The following is a 15,022-nucleotide window of genomic DNA, read 5'->3' as shown; positions in this document are numbered from 1 at the left end:
CGCCAACACTCCCCTCGCCAAGGTGCTCCTGGCCCTCACCCACGCTCCCGGCTCCCTCGGCGTCGCCCGCGCCCCCCGGGGCGGGGGCGGCCCGGGCGCGCGGGGGGGGGGGGCCGCCGCGCGCCAGGGGCGCGTGCGCCGTCGGCACGGCGGCGGGGCCGAAGCCGGGCCGGGTGCGGACGGAGGGGCGGTCGGTGGTCACGGGTCGGTCAGCTCCGGCCGTGGCGCAGGGCGGGGTGGGCGCCGGCGGCGACGAGGTCGGCCACGGCCGCCTTCGGGTCGCGTCCGGTGACCAGGGATTCCCCGACGAGGACGGCGTCGGCGCCCTCGTTGGCGTAGGCGATCAGGTCGTGCGGCCCGCGGATGCCGGATTCGGCGACCTTGACGATGTGGGCCGGGATCTCGCCGACGACGCGCTCGAAGGTGGAGCGGTCGACCTTGAGGTCCTTGAGGTTGCGGGCGTTCACGCCGATGATCTTGGCGCCCGCCGCGACCGCGCGTTCGACCTCTTCCTCGTCGTGGACCTCGACGAGCGGGGTGAGGCCGATGGACTCGGCCCGCTCGATGAGGGAGACGAGGGCCTCCTGCTCCAGGGCCGCGACGATCAGCAGGGCGAGGTCGGCGCCGTAGGCGCGGGCCTCCCACAGCTGGTACGCGGTGACGATGAAGTCCTTGCGCAGGATCGGGATGTCCACGCGGGCGCGGACGGCCTCCAGGTCGGCCAGCGAGCCGCCGAAACGACGCTGTTCGGTGAGGACGGAGATGACCGCCGCACCGCCGGCCTCGTAGTCCGCGGCGAGTCCGGCCGGATCCGCGATCGCGGCCAGCGCGCCCTTGGAGGGGCTGGAGCGCTTGACCTCGCAGATCACCTTGACGCCGTCGCCGCGCAGGGCCGCGACGCCGTCCTTGGCCTGGGGCGCCTTGGCGGCACGCTCCTTGAGCTCGTCGAGGCTCACGCGGGCCTGCCGTTCGGCAAGGTCTTCGCGGACCCCTTCGATGATCTCGTCGAGCACACTCACGCGAGCGGCCCCCTTCCGGGTTGATGACGGTCGGCCGCCTTGCAGACACGTACAACTGCAAGGTCAGCAATCAAATGGTATCCGCAGGAGGCCTTGCCCTCCGCACGCGGTTGACGCCGTCCCATTGACTGGACATTCGGAATCCAGGATTCATATAGGCCCTGTGCAGGCGTTATGGGGCCAGCGCCGATCCGATGGGCAGGTTTCGGACAACGACGAAGACCAGCGCCAGCACCCCGATGGCCCACCAGTACGGGCGGCGCAGGACAAAGCGCGGGGCCGGCCCGCCGCGCCAGGCGCGAACCAGCCACAGGATCATGAAACCGGCGAAGACGAAGTAGCCGACGACGGCCAGGGCATTTGCCCCCAAAGCGGTGATCAGATCGCCATGGGCGAACGCGTGCGCACTGCGCAGCCCGCCGCATCCGGGGCACAGGATTCCGGTGACGCGGAAAAGCGGGCAGACCGGATAGTGGCCCGGTTCATTGGGATCCACGGCGCCCACGTACGCAAACGCCAGGGCTGCGGAGGCCAGCGTGAGCGCCGGCGGGGCCAGCCGCCGGGCGCGGCCCTGGGGCAGCGCGGGCACGGCGTAGGGGCTGCGAGAGGCGTCCACGCGCTGATTCTCTCCGCTCATGACAAAAGGCGCAGCCCGGCGGGGCCGCGCCTTTCGAAGGTGTGCACCGGTGGAAGGACCTCGGCGGTTCCTCAGACCTTGGCGGCGGCCTTGTTGGCGGCGATGACGACGGCCAGGTCCTCGTGGGCGCCCTTCGGCGCACCCATGCCCGCGGCCTTCATCGCCATGCCCACGACACCGCCGAGCACGACGACGACGAGACCGGCCCAGAAACCGAGCGGGTTCGCGAGCACCATGAAGGCGCCGGAGATGCAGAAACCGATGAAGGCGATGATGACACCGGTCCAGGCGGCCGGGGTGTGTCCGTGGTTCGTGCCCGCCATGAGTTGCTCCTCGTTTGCTCTGTCGCAGCGCTGTCTATGAAAATCGCGGTCTGTGTCGACTGCCCGCGGCCCATTGTCCCGCACCGGGCGCGGTGCCCGGTCAGCGGGTCGGGTCCTCGCCGCGGTCCAGGGCCTTCCACAGGTCCTCGGGCCGGTCGGGGTCCACCACGGCCGCCTTGCGGGGCCTGGGACTGCCGTCCCGCTCGTAGCGCCCGCCCATCGCGGGCCAGCTGCGCCCGAACCGCAGCGCCAGCAGTCCGGCGACCAGGATCAGGGCCGCGCCGGCGGCCGTGACGTACGGCCAGGCCGTGTGCGTCAGCGCCCCCACCCGGGCCGCGGTGTCCGCCGTCGTACGGGCCGCCTGCGCGTCCAGCGCCTGCCGGTCGTCGGCGGCCAGCACCGCGGAGAGCGCCGCGCCCAGGCCGCTCAACGCGAGCAGCCCGGAGACCAGCAGCCGGCTCCTGCCGCGTACGGCGAACACGGCCACCAGGGCCGCGAGGCCGACGATGGCCAGGGCCGCCGGGAGTCCGGTGACGGCCCGCCCGTCCGCGGTCAGCGGCAGCGAGCCGCCCCCGACGGCGGCGGTCCCGCGGGCCCAGACACGGCCGGAGGCGAGCAGGACGACGGTGGCACCGAGGGCGCCGAGCAGCAGGGCGGCGGCCACGCTGCGGCGGCCGCCGCGGCCTTCCGGGGCGGCCGCTGCGGCCGGGGCGTCGGTGTCGTTTCGGGGTGGGGGTACGGCACTCACACCCCCACTATCCCCTACCCGGTCAGGAGGCGTTCAGCCGGTTGGCCGCTCCCACCGCGCGCAGCACGGCGGCCGCCTTGTTGCGGCACTCCAGGTCCTCCAGCTCCGGCACCGAATCCGCGACGACTCCCGCGCCGGCCTGGACGTACGCCGTGCCGTCGCGCAGCAGCGCGGTGCGGATCGCGATCGCGGTGTCGGAGTCCCCGGCGAAGTCGAGGTAGCCCACGCAGCCGCCGTACAGGCCCCGGCGGGAGGGTTCGAGCTCCTCGATGATCTGCATGGCGCGCGGCTTGGGCGCACCCGAGAGCGTGCCCGCCGGGAAGCAGGCGGTCAGCACGTCGAACGCGGTGCGGCCCTCGGCGACCCGGCCGGTGACGGTCGAGACGATGTGCATGACGTGCGAGTACCGCTCGATCGACATGAAGTCGACGACCTCCACCGACCCGGGCTCGCAGACCCGGCCCAGGTCGTTGCGGCCCAGGTCGACGAGCATCAGGTGCTCGGCGCGCTCCTTGGGGTCGGCCAGCAGCTCCTCGGCGAGCTCGTGGTCCTCCTGCGGGGTGGCCCCGCGGTGGCGGGTGCCGGCGATCGGGTGGACCATGGCCCGCCCGTCCTCGACCTTGACCAGGGCCTCGGGGCTGGACCCGACGACGTCGAAGCCGTTCTCGAAGCGGAACAGGTACATGTACGGGGACGGGTTGGTGGCCCGCAGCACCCGGTAGACGTCGAGCGCGGAGGCCGCGCAGGGGGTCTCGAACCGCTGCGAGGGCACCACCTGGAAGGCCTCGCCGGCCCGGATCCTCTCCTTGATGTCCTCGACGGCGTCCTGGTACTTCTCCCCGCCCCACAGGGCCGAGAACTCCGGCAGCTCGGAGGCGGGCAGCGGGGTCGGGGTGTACGGGGCGGGCCGCGCCAGGTCGGCCTCCATCGCGTCGAGCCGGGCCACCGCGTCCGCGTACGCCTCGTCCACTCCGGTGTCGAGGTCGTTGTGGTTGATGGCGTTGGCGATGAGCTGGACCGTGCCGTCCCAGTGGTCCATGACCGCCAGGTCGGAGGTGAGCAGCATGGTCAGCTCGGGCAGCTCCAGGTCGTCGGCGGTGTGCTCGCCGATCCGCTCCAGGCGGCGCACGATGTCGTAGCCGAGGTAGCCGACCATGCCGCCGGTGAAGGGCGGCATCCCCGCGGCGAGGTCGCGGGGAGTGTGCAGGGCCTCGACTGTGGCGCGCAGGGCGTCGAGGGGGTCGCCGTCGGTGGGGACGCCCACGGGCGGTGTCCCGATCCAGTGCGCCTGGCCGTCGCGGACGGTCAGCGTGGAGGCGCTGCGGACACCGACGAAGGAGTACCGGGACCACGAGCGGCCGTTCTCGGCGGACTCCAGCAGGAAGGTGCCCGGGCGTTCGGCGGCCAGCTTCCGGTAGAGGCCGACGGGGGTGTCTCCGTCGGCCAGGAGCTTGCGGCTCACGGGGATGACGCGGCGGTCCGCCGCGAGCTTGCGGAACGTCTCAAGATCCATGGGGTGGGACCCTAACTGCCTGTTCGGCCAGCGGAAGGACATCGGCGTCGAAGCACGTACGGGCGCCCGTGTGGCAGGCGGCACCGACCTGGTCGACCTTGACGAGGAGGGTGTCGGCGTCGCAGTCGAGGGCGACGGACTTCACGTGCTGGAAGTGGCCGGACGTGTCCCCCTTCACCCAGTACTCCCGGCGGCTGCGGGACCAGTAGGTGCAGCGGCCGGTGGTCAGGGTGCGGTGCAGGGCTTCGTCGTCCATCCAGCCGAGCATGAGCACCTCACCGGTGTCGTACTGCTGGGCGATGGCCGGGACCAGGCCGTCGGCGGACCGCTTGAGCCGGGCGGCGATGGCGGGATCGAGGGAGGACGTACTCATGGGGGCCATTGTGCCGCGCCCGGGCGGGCCCGATGGATCACCGTCCGCCTGATGGGCGGGCACGGGGCGGGTTCCGGTCGTAGGCTGGCCCCCATGTCTACCCATGCGAAGCGTGAACGCCTGCTGCTGGCGGACCTGTTGGAGGCGGCGGGGCCGGAGGCGCCGACGCTGTGCGACGGCTGGCGGGCCCGGGAACTGGCGGCGCACGTGGTGGTCCGGGAGCGTCGCCCGGACGCGGCGGGCGGCCTGCTGCTGAACGTCCTGAAGGACCGGCTGGACAAGGTGATGGCCGAGTACGCGGCCAAGCCGTACGAGGAACTGATCCAGCTGATCCGGACCGGCCCGCCGAAGATGTCCCCGTACGCGCTGAAGCAGATCGACGAGGCGGCGAACGCGGTGGAGTTCTACGTCCACGCCGAGGACGTGCGGCGCGCCCAGCCGGACTGGTCGCCGCGCCCGCTGGACCCGGTGTTCTCCGACGCCCTGTGGTCCCGGCTGGAGAAGCTGGCCCGGCTGACGGGCCGCCGCTCGCCGGTGGGCCTGGTGCTGCGCCGCCCGAACGGGCAGACGGCGGTCGCGCACAAGGGCACCCCGGTGGTGACGGTCACGGGCGAGCCGGGGGAGCTGACGCTGTTCTGCTTCGGCCGCCAGGACGCCGCGGCGGTGGAACTGGACGGCCCGAAGGAGGCCGTCGCGAAGCTCACGGTGGCCAAGCTCGGCATCTGAGCCGAGGGGGCTCCGGGCGGGCGCCACGGAGCCCCCGGTACGGCCGGGCTGGTGAAAACGGGCACGGCACCCTGGGGGAAAGGTTTCCGCATGCCGTCACCTCCCTACGCTCCGTCACGGATGCCGACCGGTTCGGTGTCATCATCGTGGAAGGAACAAGAACCCCCATGCGTCTTCGCACCACTGCCGCCGCGCTCGCCGGAGCCCTCGCGCTGGTCCTCCCCGCCGGAGCCCAGGCGTTCGCCGACGAGGGCAAGGTCCTCGACTACGTCTACATGGACCAGAACAACACCGAGAAGAACGCCCAGCTCAAGGACGCCGGCGCGGACACGTGCCTCGCGCTGCCGTCCGCCGCGTCGACCGTCGTCGAAGCGGTGAACAGGACCGACTCGGAGGCCCTGCTGTTCGAGGACGCGGAGTGTGGCGGCGAGCCGGTCGCCATCCTCCAGCCCGGAGACAAGGCCGGCGACTTCCACGCCGCCGCGGTGGTCTTCCGTCAGGCCCCCAAGCAGGAGCAGCAGCAGGAGCAGCAGGCGGACCAGCAGCAGCGGCCCGAGCAGCAGCAGCCGGACCGGCAGGACCGCCAGGACCGTCCGGAGCAGGAGGACCTCTCCGACTCCTTCGGCGACTTCCTGTAGGAATGCCCGCCGCCCGGCCGGGGGACCCGAGGGCGATCCCCTCGCGTCACCCCGGCCGGTGCGGCCCGGCCGCGGTCAGCGGACCGGGTGGCCCGCCCCGCGGAGGGTGTCCTTGACCTGGCCGATCCGCAGGTCGCCGAAGTGGAACACGGACGCCGCCAGCACCGCGTCGGCGCCGGCCGCGATCGCCGGCGGGAAGTGCTCCAGCCGGCCGGCCCCGCCCGAGGCGATCACCGGGACCGTGACGTGCCCCCGCACGGCCGCGATCATCTCGGTGTCGTAGCCGTCCTTGGTGCCGTCCGCGTCCATCGAGTTCAGCAGGATCTCCCCGGCGCCGAGGTCGGCCGCCCGGTGCGCCCACTCGACGGCGTCCATGCCGGTGCCCCGGCGGCCGCCGTGCGTGGTGACCTCGAAGGAACCGTCGGCCGTCCGACGGGCGTCGACGGACAGGACGAGGACCTGCCGGCCGAAGCGCTCCGCGATCTCCCGGATCAGCTCGGGCCGCGCGATGGCGGCGGTGTTCACGCCGACCTTGTCCGCGCCGGCCCGCAGCAGCTTGTCCACGTCGTCGGCGGAGCGGACGCCGCCGCCCACGGTCAGCGGGATGAAGACCTGCTCGGCGGTCCGCCGCACCACGTCGTACGTGGTCTCGCGGTTGCCGGACGACGCCGTGATGTCGAGGAAGGTCAGCTCGTCGGCGCCCTCGGCGTCGTACAGCTTGGCCATCTCCACCGGGTCGCCCGCGTCCCGCAGGTTCTGGAAGTTGACGCCCTTGACGACCCGGCCGTTGTCCACGTCCAGGCAGGGGATCACACGTACGGCCAGGGTCATCGCGACGCTCCCCGGTAAGCCTCGACCTCCACCTCGACGACCATGCTGGGGTCGACGAAGCCGGAGACGATGATCATGGACGCGGCGGGGCGGACGGCGTCGAAGAGCTCCTTGTGGGCGCGGCCCACCTCCTCGACGTCCCGGGCGTGCGTGAGGTACATCCGGGTGCGGACCACGTGCTCGGGTCCGAGACCGGCCTGCTCCAGCGCCTTGAAGGCCACCCCGAAGGCGGTGACGGTCTGGTCGTACGGGCCGTCGACACCGGCGGCGGTGCAGCCGGAGACCAGCACGAGGCCGTTGTCGAGCTGCACGGCGCGGGAGTAGCCGATGACGTCCTCGAACGCACCGCCGGAGGAGATGCGGCGCACTGCGTCGGAGCTCATGCGGAGACCGCCTTCAGTGCCTCTTCCAGGGTGAACGCCTCGGCGTACAGGGCCTTTCCGACGATCGCGCCCTCGACGCCCAGCGGCACCAGGGCGGACAGCGCCCGCAGGTCGTCCAGCGAGGAGACGCCGCCGGAGGCCACGACCGGCCGGTCCGTGGCGGCGCAGACGTTCTTCAGCAGCTCCAGGTTGGGGCCGGTCAGCGTGCCGTCCTTGCCGATGTCGGTGACGACGTAGCGGGCGCAGCCCTCGGAGTCCAGGCGCGCGAGGGTCTCGTAGAGGTCCCCGCCCTCGCTGGTCCAGCCGCGGCCCTTGAGGGTGGTGCCGCGGACGTCGAGGCCGATGGCGATCTTGTCGCCGTGCTCGGCGATGGCCTTGGCGGCCCACTCCGGGGTCTCCAGGGCGGCGGTGCCCAGGTTGACGCGGGTGCAGCCGGTGGCGAGGGCCGCGGCGAGCGTGGCGTCGTCGCGGATGCCGCCGGAGAGCTCGACCTTGATGTCCATGGCGCCGGTGATCTCGGCGACCAGGGCGCGGTTGTCGCCCGTGCCGAAGGCGGCGTCGAGGTCGACGAGGTGCAGCCACTCGGCTCCGGCGCGCTGCCAGGCGAGGGCCGCCTCCAGCGGGGAACCGTAGGAGGTCTCGCTCCCGGACACCCCGTGCACGAGGCGGACGGCCTGCCCGTCGCGGACGTCGACCGCGGGGAGGAGTTCCAGCTTGTTGACGGGCATCAGAGGGTCTCGATCCAGTTGGTGAGGAGCTGGGCTCCGGCGTCGCCGGACTTCTCGGGGTGGAACTGGGTGGCCCACAGGGCGCCGTTCTCGACCGCCGCGACGAAGGGCTCGCCGTGGGTGGCCCAGGTGACCTTGGGGGCGCGGATCACCGGGTTGGTGACCTCCAGGCTCCAGTTCCGCACCGCGTACGAGTGCACGAAGTAGAAGCGGGCGTCGTCGTCCAGGCCCTTGAAGGCCTGGCTGTCGGCCGGGGCGTCGACGGTGTTCCAGCCCATGTGGGGCACGATCGGGGCGCGCAGCGGCTCGACGGTGCCGGGCCACTCGTCGAGGCCCTCCGTCTCCACGCCGTGCTCGATGCCGCGCTCGAAGAGGATCTGCATGCCGACGCAGATGCCCATGACGGGGCGGCCGCCGGAGAGCCTGCGGCCGATGATCCAGTCGCCGCGGACGTCCTTGAGGCCCTGCATGCAGGCGGAGAAGGCACCGACGCCGGGGACGAGGAGTCCGTCGGCGTCCATCGCCTTGTCGTAGTCGCGGGTGATCTCGACGTCCGCGCCGACGCGCGCGAGGGCGCGCTCGGCGGAGCGTACGTTTCCGAAGCCGTAGTCGAAGACCACGACCGTCTTGGTGGGGCGGACTGCGCTCATTCCCAAATTCCCTGGATTCGCAGGACTCCGGCGGCCAGACACATCGCGGAGCCGAGGGCGAGCAGGATGACGACCGATTTCGGCATCTTCTGCTTCTGGAAGGAGTAGACGCCTCCGGCCAGGAACAGGCCGAAGACGATCAGGATGGTGTTCAGGCCGTTCACGCTAGAGGGCGCCCTTCGTGGAGGGCAGGATGCCGGCCGCGCGCGGGTCGAACTCGGCGGCGTAGCGCAGCGCCCGGGCCAGGGCCTTGAACTGGCACTCCACGATGTGGTGGGCGTTGCGGCCGTACGGGACGTGGATGTGCAGGGCGATCTGCGCCTGCGCGACGAAGGACTCGAAGATGTGCCGGGTCATCGTCGTGTCGTACTCGCCGATCATCGGCGCCATGTTCTCGGGCTCGGTGTGCACGAGGTACGGGCGGCCGGACAGGTCGACGGTCACCTGGGCGAGGGACTCGTCCAGCGGCACGGTGCAGTTGCCGAAGCGGTAGATGCCGACCTTGTCGCCGAGGGCCTGGCGGAAGGCGGCGCCGAGCGCGAGGGCGGTGTCCTCGATGGTGTGGTGGCTGTCGATGTGCAGGTCGCCGTCCGTCTTGACCGTGAGGTCGAAGAGGCCGTGGCGGCCGAGCTGGTCGAGCATGTGGTCGTAGAAGCCCACGCCCGTCGAGACGTCGACCTTGCCGGTGCCGTCGAGGTCTATCTCGACCAGGACCGAGGTCTCCTTCGTGGTCCGTTCGACCCGTCCGATGCGGCTCATGCGTGCTGCTCCTTCTTCAGTGCGCGAACCGCTTCCAGGAACGCGTCGTTCTCGGCCGGGGTGCCGGCGGTGACCCGCAGCCAGCCCGGTACGCCGTTGTCCCTGACCAGGACACCCTGGTCGAGGATCTTCCGCCAGGCGGTGTGGGAGTCCTCGAACTTCCCGAACTGGATGAAGTTCGCGTCGGACTCGGTGACCTCGTAGCCGATGGCCCGCAGCTCGATGACGAGGCGGTCCCGCTCGGCCTTGAGCTGTTCGACGTAGCCGAGCAGCGTGTCGGTGTGCTCCAGGGCGGCCAGCGCGGTCGCCTGGGTGACGGCCGACAGGTGGTACGGCAGGCGTACGAGCTGGACGGCGTCGACCACGGCCGGGTGTGCGGCCAGGTAGCCCAGGCGCAGTCCGGCGGCGCCGAAGGCCTTGGACATGGTCCGGGAGACCACCAGGTTCGGCCGGCCCTCGATGAGGGGCAGCAGCGAGTCCCGGTGGCTGAACTCGACGTACGCCTCGTCCACGACGACCAGGGAGGGCTTGGCCGCCTGCGCGGCCTCGTAGAGGGCGAGGACGGTCTCCGCCTCGACCGCGGTGCCCGTGGGATTGTTGGGCGAGGTGATGAAGACGACGTCGGGTGCGTTCTCGGCGATGGCCTGCTCGGCCGCCTCCACGTCGATCGTGAAGTCCTCGCGGCGCGGTCCGGAGATCCAGCCCGTGCCGGTGCCTCGCGAGATCAGCGCGTGCATGGAGTACGAGGGCTCGAAGCCGATGGCCGTGCGCCCGGGCCCGCCGAAGGTCTGCAGCAGCTGCTGGATGACCTCGTTGGAGCCGTTGGCGGCCCAGACGTTCTCCAGGGCCACCGGGTGCTTCGCGGTGCGGGTGAGGTAGGCGGCCAGCTGGGTGCGCAGCTCGACCGCGTCCCGGTCGGGGTAGCGGTTGAGGGTGCGGGCGGCCGCGGAGACGCGCTCGGCGATGCGCCGCACCAGCTCCTCGGGGAGCTCGTACGGGTTCTCGTTGGTGTTCAGCTGGACGGGCACGTCGAGCTGGGGGGCGCCGTACGGGGTCTTGCCGCGCAGTTCGTCCCGGATGGGGAGGTCGTCGATGCCGACCTGGTCGTACGAGGTCACTGGCCGGGCACCTTCCATCCGAAGCGGGCCTTGAGGGCGGCGCCGTGCGCCGGCAGGTCCTCGGCCTCGGCCAGGGTCACCACGTGGTGGGTGACCTCGGCGAGCGCGTCGCGCGTGTAGTCGACGATGTGGATGCCGCGCAGGAAGGACTGCACGGACAGGCCGGAGGAGTGGCAGGCGCAGCCGCCGGTGGGCAGCACGTGGTTCGACCCGGCGCAGTAGTCGCCGAGGGAGACCGGGGCCCACGGGCCGACGAAGACCGCGCCGGCGTTGCGCACGCGGGCGGCCCAGGCGGCGGCGTCGGCGGTCTGGATCTCCAGGTGCTCGGCGCCGTACGCGTCGACGACCTTGAGGCCGTCCTCCAGGCTGTCGACCAGCACGATCGCGGACTGCTTGCCCGCGAGCGCCGGCTTGATCCGGTCCTCGACGTGCTTGGTGGCCGCGACCTGCGGCTCCAGCTCCCGCTCGACGGCGGCGGCGAGGTCCTCGGAGTCCGTGACGAGCACGGCCGCGGCCAGCGGGTCGTGCTCGGCCTGGCTGATCAGGTCGGCGGCGACGTGCACCGGGTCGGCCGTGGAGTCCGCGAGGACCGCGATCTCGGTCGGGCCGGCCTCGGTGTCGATGCCGATCTTCCCGGTGAAGTAGCGCTTGGCGGCGGCGACCCAGATGTTGCCGGGGCCGGTCACCATGTTGACGGGAAGGCAGTCCTCCGTGCCGTACGCGAACATCGCGACGGCCACGGCGCCGCCGGCCGCGTACACCTCGTCCACGCCGAGCAGCGCGCACGCGGCGAGGATCGTCGGGTGCGGCAGACCGCCGAACTCCTTCTGCGGCGGGGACGCGAGCGCGATCGACTCGACGCCCGCCTCCTGCGCCGGGACGACGTTCATGACGACGGAGGACGGGTACACCGAGCGGCCGCCCGGGGCGTACAGGCCCACGCGCTCGACCGGGACCCACTTCTCCGTCACGGTCCCGCCGGGGACCACCTGGGTGGTGTGCTCGGTGCGGCGCTGGTTGCGGTGGACGATCCGGGCGCGCCGGATGGACTCCTCCAGGGCGGCGCGGACGGCCGGGTCCAGCTCGTCGAGGGCGGCCTCGAGCGCCTCGGCGGGCACCCTGACCTGCTCCAGCGTGACACCGTCGAACTTCTGCGCGTACTCGATGAGCGCCGCCGTGCCACGATGATGGACGTCCTCGCAGATGGGCCGCACCTTGTCCAGGGCGGCTTCCACGTCGAACTCGGCACGGGGCAGCAGATCGCGCAGGGCGCCACCCTCGGGGAGGGCGTCACCGCGCAGGTCGATACGAGAGATCACCTCCCAATTCTCTCAGACCGCCTCACGCCACCGTCCGCCCGTATCACTGGCTGATACAGGTCCCGGATGTCACCGCCGCCCACTAGCGTTCCCTTACACGTATGTGCAGCGTGTGACGAGCGGAGGGGGGCCGCCATGGCGGAGCCACGTGCCGGAGAGCAGCCCGCGGATCTCACCGATCCCGAGCGCCGCATGTGGCAGGCGTACCGGACGGGCAGCGTCTGCGATCTCAGCGCCCGGGCGGCCGCCGAGGACGACCCCCACGACAGCGGGCGGGTCTGGGGCGGGGGGCGCAGCGTCCGGGCCCAGGTGGTGGCGCTGCTGCTGCTCCACGGGCCGCCGCCGGTGCCGGGGCGCGTCGCCTCGCTGAAGCTGCGCGGCGTGCGGATCACGGGACGCCTCGACCTGTCCGGGGGGCTCGTACAACCGTACGTCGAACTCCAGTCCTGCCGCTTCGACAGTGAGGTCCAGCTGTCCGAGACCCGCTTCGTCACCCTGCGCCTGGTCAACTGCGCGATACCCCGGCTGGACGCCTCCCGGCTGCACACCGAGGGCGATCTGCACCTGCCGCGCTGCCGGGTGGCCCGCGGGATCCGGCTGACCGACGCGCAGATCGGCACCGACCTGCTGATCAGCCAGGCCGTGGTGCGGCGCGACAACAAGGGCCGGGCCATCGCCGCGGACGGGATGTCGGTGGCGCAGGACTTCCAGGGCGAGCTGCTGGAGACGGACGGGGAGGTGAGCCTGCGCGGCGCGAAGATCGGCGTGTCGATGAACCTGCGCGGGGCCCGCCTGAGCAACCCGCACGGGCGGCGGGCGCTGAACGCCCCGCAGCTGACCGTCGAGCGGACCCTGTACCTGACCTCGATCGCACTGGACTACGTCCTCGGGGACCTGGGCTCCTCCACTCCCCCGTACGGGCTGGGCCAGACGCCGACCCGCGGGCAGCGGTCCCGGCGCTTCGAGTGCCGGGGCGGGCTGCGCCTGGACGACGGCCGGTTCGGCGACGCCGTCGACTTCTACGGCGCCCGGTTCACGCTGGCCGAGGAGCAGGTGGTCTCGCTGCGCCGGATCCAGACGCCCGAGCTGCGGTTCGTCGGCGAACGGCCGGAGCGGGGCCGGGTGGTCCTGTCCGGGGCCAAGGTCGTCAAGCTGGTCGACACCTCCACCAGCTGGCCGGGCCCGGGAGGCGTGTCGATCGAGGGGTTCGCCTACGAGACCCTCGCGCCCCGCGGCCATTTCCCGCTGGCGCGCCGGCTGGCCTGGGTGGCGGCGGCCACCCCCGAGTACTCGCCGGAGCCGTACGAGCGGCTGGCCGCCGTACTGCGCGCCAGCGGCGAGGACGCGGACGCCCGCGAGGTCCTGCTGGCCAAGCAGCGGCGGCGCCGGGCCACCCTGCCCGCGGCGCTCAAGGCGTGGGGGTACCTCCAGGACTGGACGGTGGCGTACGGCTACCGTCCGGGCCGGGCCGCCCTGTGGATGGCGGTGCTGTGGGCGGCGGGCGCCCTGCTCTTCTCCCGGCACGAGCCGCCGCCGATCAAGGCGGACGAGCATCCGGGGTGGAACGCGGCCCTCTACGCGCTGGACCTGCTGCTGCCCGTCATCGATCTCGGCCAGGAGGGCCAGTGGAAGGTGGAGGGCGGCTGGCAGTGGGGCTCGGCGGCGCTGGTCCTGCTGGGCTGGATCCTCGCGACGACGGTCGCGGCGGGAGCCTCGCGCCTGCTGCGGAGGGGATGACCGGGAGGACCGGGAACAACTGAGGTGACAGGCCCTGGCCCCCGGCCACTACCCTGTCCGTCGTGACCTCCGTTCGCCTGCCCCTCTTCCCGCTCAACTCGGTGCTGTTCCCGGGACTCGTCCTCCCGCTGAACGTCTTCGAGGAGCGATATCGCGCCATGATGCGGGAACTGCTGAAGACGGGCGAGGACGAGCCGCGCCGCTTCGCGGTCGTCGCGATCCGCGACGGCCGGGAGGTCGCGCCGACCGCGCCGGGCCTGCCGGACCAGACGGCGCTGCCCGAGCGGGGCCCGACGGCCGGCTTCGGCCCGGACCCCGTCCAGGCGTTCCACCGGGTGGGCTGCATCGCGGACGCGGCGACGATCCGGGAGCGGGAGGACGGCAGCTTCGAGGTCCTCGCCACCGGGACGTCCCGGGTCCGGCTGCTGTCGGTGGACACCTCGGGCCCGTACCTGGTCGCCGAGCTGGAGGAGCTCCCGGAGGACGCGGGGGACGGCGCGGGCGCACTGGCGGAGGGTGTCCTGCGGGCCTTCCGGAACTACCAGAAGCGGCTGGCCGGAGCCCGTGAGCGGTCCCTGAGCTCGGGCGCGGACCTGCCGGACGAGCCGTCGGTGGTCTCGTACCTGGTGGCGGCGGCGGCCGTGCTGGACATCCCGGCGAAGCAGCGGCTGCTCCAGGCGCCGGACACCGCGACGCGGCTCGCGGAGGAACTGAAACTGCTGCGCTCGGAGACGGCGGTCATCCGCCACCTCCCGTCGCTGCCGGCGGTGGACCTGACGCGCGCGCCGACGAGCCCGAACTGACGGCACGGGCCCGGCCGCGAAGCGACCGACCGCACGAGAGCGACCGCAAGAGACCGACCGCACGACACCGACGGCGAAGGACCGATGGCGAAGAAGAAGAGCCAGGCTCCGGCGGGCACCCCGGCGATCGCGGCCCTGACCTCCGCCGGGGCGGAGTTCACGGTGCACGCGTACGAGCACGACCCGGCGCACCCCTCGTACGGCGAGGAGGCGGCGCAGGCCATGGGGGTCTCCCCGGACCGGGTCTTCAAGACGCTGGTCGCGGAGGTCGACGGCGTGCTGACGGTGGCGGTGGTCCCGGTGTCGGGCAGCCTGGACCTGAAGGCGCTGGCGACCGCGGTCTCCGGCAAGCGGGCGTCGATGGCGGACCCCGTGCTGGCGGAGCGCACGACCGGCTACGTACGGGGCGGCATCTCCCCGCTGGGCCAGCGCAAGCGGCTGCGGACGGTGGTGGACGAGTCGGCGGCGGCGCACGCCACGATCTGCGTCTCGGCGGGCCGCCGGGGCCTGGAGGTGGAGCTCGCGCCCGGCACCCTGACCACGCTGACGGGCGCCGTCCTGGCCCCCGTCGGCCGCCCGTAGCGGCGGCCCGGGGCCCGGCCGGCGGTCAGCCCCGCGGGGGCTCCGGTGCGGAGGGGTCCGGCGGGGTCGTGTGGACGTGGGGCGCGGGGTAGGCCCCCTGCGCGGCCGGCTCGGCGTACGGATCCGGGTCGTGCG

The 15,022-nt window shown here is 72.6% G+C and carries 19 protein-coding genes and 1 pseudogene; 5 read left to right on the top strand and 15 right to left on the bottom strand.

Features of this window, described 5'->3' with window-relative positions:
* The 7 genes and pseudogenes from ACFXA3_RS15140 to hisI all read right to left on the bottom strand — a co-directional run.
* Positions 1 to 202: pseudogene (locus ACFXA3_RS15140) on the bottom strand (hypothetical protein); the annotation flags it as partial.
* Positions 203 to 209: 7 nt separating this feature from the next.
* The gene (gene trpC, locus ACFXA3_RS15135) at positions 210 to 1,019 is read right to left on the bottom strand and encodes an indole-3-glycerol phosphate synthase TrpC (protein WP_030850944.1); all 810 of its coding nucleotides are present in this window, start codon (positions 1,017 to 1,019) and stop codon (positions 210 to 212) included.
* 172 nt (positions 1,020 to 1,191) lie between these two features.
* Positions 1,192 to 1,656 (bottom strand): DUF2752 domain-containing protein, encoded by a 465-nt coding sequence (locus ACFXA3_RS15130; protein WP_385186915.1) that lies wholly within the window; start codon positions 1,654 to 1,656, stop codon positions 1,192 to 1,194.
* Positions 1,657 to 1,727: 71 nt separating this feature from the next.
* The gene (locus ACFXA3_RS15125) at positions 1,728 to 1,979 is read right to left on the bottom strand and encodes an HGxxPAAW family protein (protein WP_385186913.1); all 252 of its coding nucleotides are present in this window, start codon (positions 1,977 to 1,979) and stop codon (positions 1,728 to 1,730) included.
* Between the two features lie 100 nt (positions 1,980 to 2,079).
* Positions 2,080 to 2,727 (bottom strand): TIGR02234 family membrane protein, encoded by a 648-nt coding sequence (locus ACFXA3_RS15120; protein WP_385186911.1) that lies wholly within the window; start codon positions 2,725 to 2,727, stop codon positions 2,080 to 2,082.
* A 22-nt stretch (positions 2,728 to 2,749) separates the two neighbouring features.
* On the bottom strand, positions 2,750 to 4,240 hold the full coding sequence (locus tag ACFXA3_RS15115; RefSeq protein ID WP_385186909.1) for an anthranilate synthase component I: 1,491 nt from the start codon (positions 4,238 to 4,240) through the stop codon (positions 2,750 to 2,752).
* Positions 4,230 to 4,622 (bottom strand): phosphoribosyl-AMP cyclohydrolase, encoded by a 393-nt coding sequence (gene hisI / locus ACFXA3_RS15110; protein WP_385186908.1) that lies wholly within the window; start codon positions 4,620 to 4,622, stop codon positions 4,230 to 4,232. The genes ACFXA3_RS15115 and hisI overlap by 11 nt, the downstream gene beginning before the upstream one ends.
* Positions 4,623 to 4,706: 84 nt before the next feature.
* On the opposite strand from hisI, the gene ACFXA3_RS15105 reads away from it, so the two are divergent.
* Together ACFXA3_RS15105 and ACFXA3_RS15100 are read left to right on the top strand one after the other, a co-directional pair.
* Positions 4,707 to 5,339 carry a TIGR03085 family metal-binding protein gene (locus ACFXA3_RS15105; RefSeq protein ID WP_385186906.1) on the top strand — a complete coding sequence of 211 codons (633 nt, stop codon included), beginning with the start codon at positions 4,707 to 4,709 and terminating at the stop codon, positions 5,337 to 5,339.
* A gap of 167 nt (positions 5,340 to 5,506) precedes the next feature.
* Positions 5,507 to 5,977 (top strand): hypothetical protein, encoded by a 471-nt coding sequence (locus ACFXA3_RS15100; RefSeq protein ID WP_385186904.1) that lies wholly within the window; start codon positions 5,507 to 5,509, stop codon positions 5,975 to 5,977.
* Positions 5,978 to 6,052: 75 nt separating this feature from the next.
* Here the strand turns inward: ACFXA3_RS15100 and hisF are convergent, their stop codons facing one another.
* From hisF to hisD, 8 genes are read right to left on the bottom strand one after another with little or no spacing between them, the layout of a single operon-like run.
* Positions 6,053 to 6,808 carry an imidazole glycerol phosphate synthase subunit HisF gene (gene hisF / locus ACFXA3_RS15095; RefSeq protein ID WP_054224496.1) on the bottom strand — a complete coding sequence of 252 codons (756 nt, stop codon included), beginning with the start codon at positions 6,806 to 6,808 and terminating at the stop codon, positions 6,053 to 6,055.
* Positions 6,805 to 7,191: a RidA family protein gene (locus ACFXA3_RS15090; RefSeq protein ID WP_385186902.1), complete on the bottom strand. Its 387-nt coding sequence runs from the start codon at positions 7,189 to 7,191 to the stop codon at positions 6,805 to 6,807. The genes hisF and ACFXA3_RS15090 overlap by 4 nt, the downstream gene beginning before the upstream one ends.
* Positions 7,188 to 7,919 (bottom strand): bifunctional 1-(5-phosphoribosyl)-5-((5-phosphoribosylamino)methylideneamino)imidazole-4-carboxamide isomerase/phosphoribosylanthranilate isomerase PriA, encoded by a 732-nt coding sequence (gene priA, locus ACFXA3_RS15085; RefSeq protein ID WP_385186901.1) that lies wholly within the window; start codon positions 7,917 to 7,919, stop codon positions 7,188 to 7,190. Before priA ends, ACFXA3_RS15090 begins: the two co-directional genes overlap by 4 nt.
* Positions 7,919 to 8,569 (bottom strand): imidazole glycerol phosphate synthase subunit HisH, encoded by a 651-nt coding sequence (gene hisH / locus ACFXA3_RS15080; RefSeq protein ID WP_385186899.1) that lies wholly within the window; start codon positions 8,567 to 8,569, stop codon positions 7,919 to 7,921. The genes priA and hisH overlap by 1 nt, the downstream gene beginning before the upstream one ends.
* Positions 8,566 to 8,733 carry a hypothetical protein gene (locus tag ACFXA3_RS15075; protein ID WP_054224500.1) on the bottom strand — a complete coding sequence of 56 codons (168 nt, stop codon included), beginning with the start codon at positions 8,731 to 8,733 and terminating at the stop codon, positions 8,566 to 8,568. Before ACFXA3_RS15075 ends, hisH begins: the two co-directional genes overlap by 4 nt.
* Before the next feature lies 1 nt (position 8,734).
* Positions 8,735 to 9,328: an imidazoleglycerol-phosphate dehydratase HisB gene (hisB, locus tag ACFXA3_RS15070; protein ID WP_125594533.1), complete on the bottom strand. Its 594-nt coding sequence runs from the start codon at positions 9,326 to 9,328 to the stop codon at positions 8,735 to 8,737.
* A complete protein-coding gene (locus ACFXA3_RS15065) occupies positions 9,325 to 10,446 on the bottom strand; it encodes a histidinol-phosphate transaminase (protein ID WP_385186897.1) in 1,122 nt (373 codons plus the stop codon). The genes hisB and ACFXA3_RS15065 overlap by 4 nt, the downstream gene beginning before the upstream one ends.
* On the bottom strand, positions 10,443 to 11,765 hold the full coding sequence (gene hisD, locus ACFXA3_RS15060) for a histidinol dehydrogenase (RefSeq protein WP_385186895.1): 1,323 nt from the start codon (positions 11,763 to 11,765) through the stop codon (positions 10,443 to 10,445). The genes ACFXA3_RS15065 and hisD overlap by 4 nt, the downstream gene beginning before the upstream one ends.
* 135 nt (positions 11,766 to 11,900) lie before the next feature.
* Here hisD and ACFXA3_RS15055 point away from each other — a divergent pair, with 135 nt between their 5' ends.
* The 3 genes from ACFXA3_RS15055 (at position 11,901) to ybaK (ending at position 14,887) form a co-directional block, all read left to right on the top strand.
* Entirely contained in the window at positions 11,901 to 13,502 is a 1,602-nt protein-coding gene (locus ACFXA3_RS15055; protein WP_385186894.1) for an oxidoreductase, read from the top strand.
* Between the two features lie 62 nt (positions 13,503 to 13,564).
* Positions 13,565 to 14,305 carry an LON peptidase substrate-binding domain-containing protein gene (locus ACFXA3_RS15050; protein ID WP_385186892.1) on the top strand — a complete coding sequence of 247 codons (741 nt, stop codon included), beginning with the start codon at positions 13,565 to 13,567 and terminating at the stop codon, positions 14,303 to 14,305.
* Positions 14,306 to 14,389: 84 nt separating this feature from the next.
* On the top strand, positions 14,390 to 14,887 hold the full coding sequence (ybaK, locus tag ACFXA3_RS15045; RefSeq protein ID WP_385186890.1) for a Cys-tRNA(Pro) deacylase: 498 nt from the start codon (positions 14,390 to 14,392) through the stop codon (positions 14,885 to 14,887).
* The last annotated feature ends 135 nt before the right edge of the window (positions 14,888 to 15,022 follow it).

The sequence above is a fragment of the Streptomyces sp. NPDC059456 genome, from assembly GCF_042750055.1.
In the GTDB taxonomy this organism is placed as follows: domain Bacteria; phylum Actinomycetota; class Actinomycetes; order Streptomycetales; family Streptomycetaceae; genus Streptomyces.
This window is presented reverse-complemented; position numbering and strand designations above follow the sequence as displayed.

Coding starts and splice junctions, on each gene's coding strand:
- hisB (WP_125594533.1), bottom strand. CDS start 9,328: ATGAGCCGCATCGGACGGGTCGAACGGACCACGAAGGAGACCTCGGTC.
- ACFXA3_RS15115 (WP_385186909.1), bottom strand. CDS start 4,240: ATGGATCTTGAGACGTTCCGCAAGCTCGCGGCGGACCGCCGCGTCATC.
- ACFXA3_RS15100 (WP_385186904.1), top strand. CDS start 5,507: ATGCGTCTTCGCACCACTGCCGCCGCGCTCGCCGGAGCCCTCGCGCTG.
- ybaK (WP_385186890.1), top strand. CDS start 14,390: ATGGCGAAGAAGAAGAGCCAGGCTCCGGCGGGCACCCCGGCGATCGCG.
- ACFXA3_RS15055 (WP_385186894.1), top strand. CDS start 11,901: ATGGCGGAGCCACGTGCCGGAGAGCAGCCCGCGGATCTCACCGATCCC.
- hisI (WP_385186908.1), bottom strand. CDS start 4,622: ATGGCCCCCATGAGTACGTCCTCCCTCGATCCCGCCATCGCCGCCCGG.
- ACFXA3_RS15130 (WP_385186915.1), bottom strand. CDS start 1,656: ATGAGCGGAGAGAATCAGCGCGTGGACGCCTCTCGCAGCCCCTACGCC.
- ACFXA3_RS15090 (WP_385186902.1), bottom strand. CDS start 7,191: ATGAGCTCCGACGCAGTGCGCCGCATCTCCTCCGGCGGTGCGTTCGAG.
- ACFXA3_RS15105 (WP_385186906.1), top strand. CDS start 4,707: ATGTCTACCCATGCGAAGCGTGAACGCCTGCTGCTGGCGGACCTGTTG.
- hisH (WP_385186899.1), bottom strand. CDS start 8,569: ATGAGCGCAGTCCGCCCCACCAAGACGGTCGTGGTCTTCGACTACGGC.
- hisF (WP_054224496.1), bottom strand. CDS start 6,808: ATGACCCTGGCCGTACGTGTGATCCCCTGCCTGGACGTGGACAACGGC.
- ACFXA3_RS15125 (WP_385186913.1), bottom strand. CDS start 1,979: ATGGCGGGCACGAACCACGGACACACCCCGGCCGCCTGGACCGGTGTC.
- priA (WP_385186901.1), bottom strand. CDS start 7,919: ATGCCCGTCAACAAGCTGGAACTCCTCCCCGCGGTCGACGTCCGCGAC.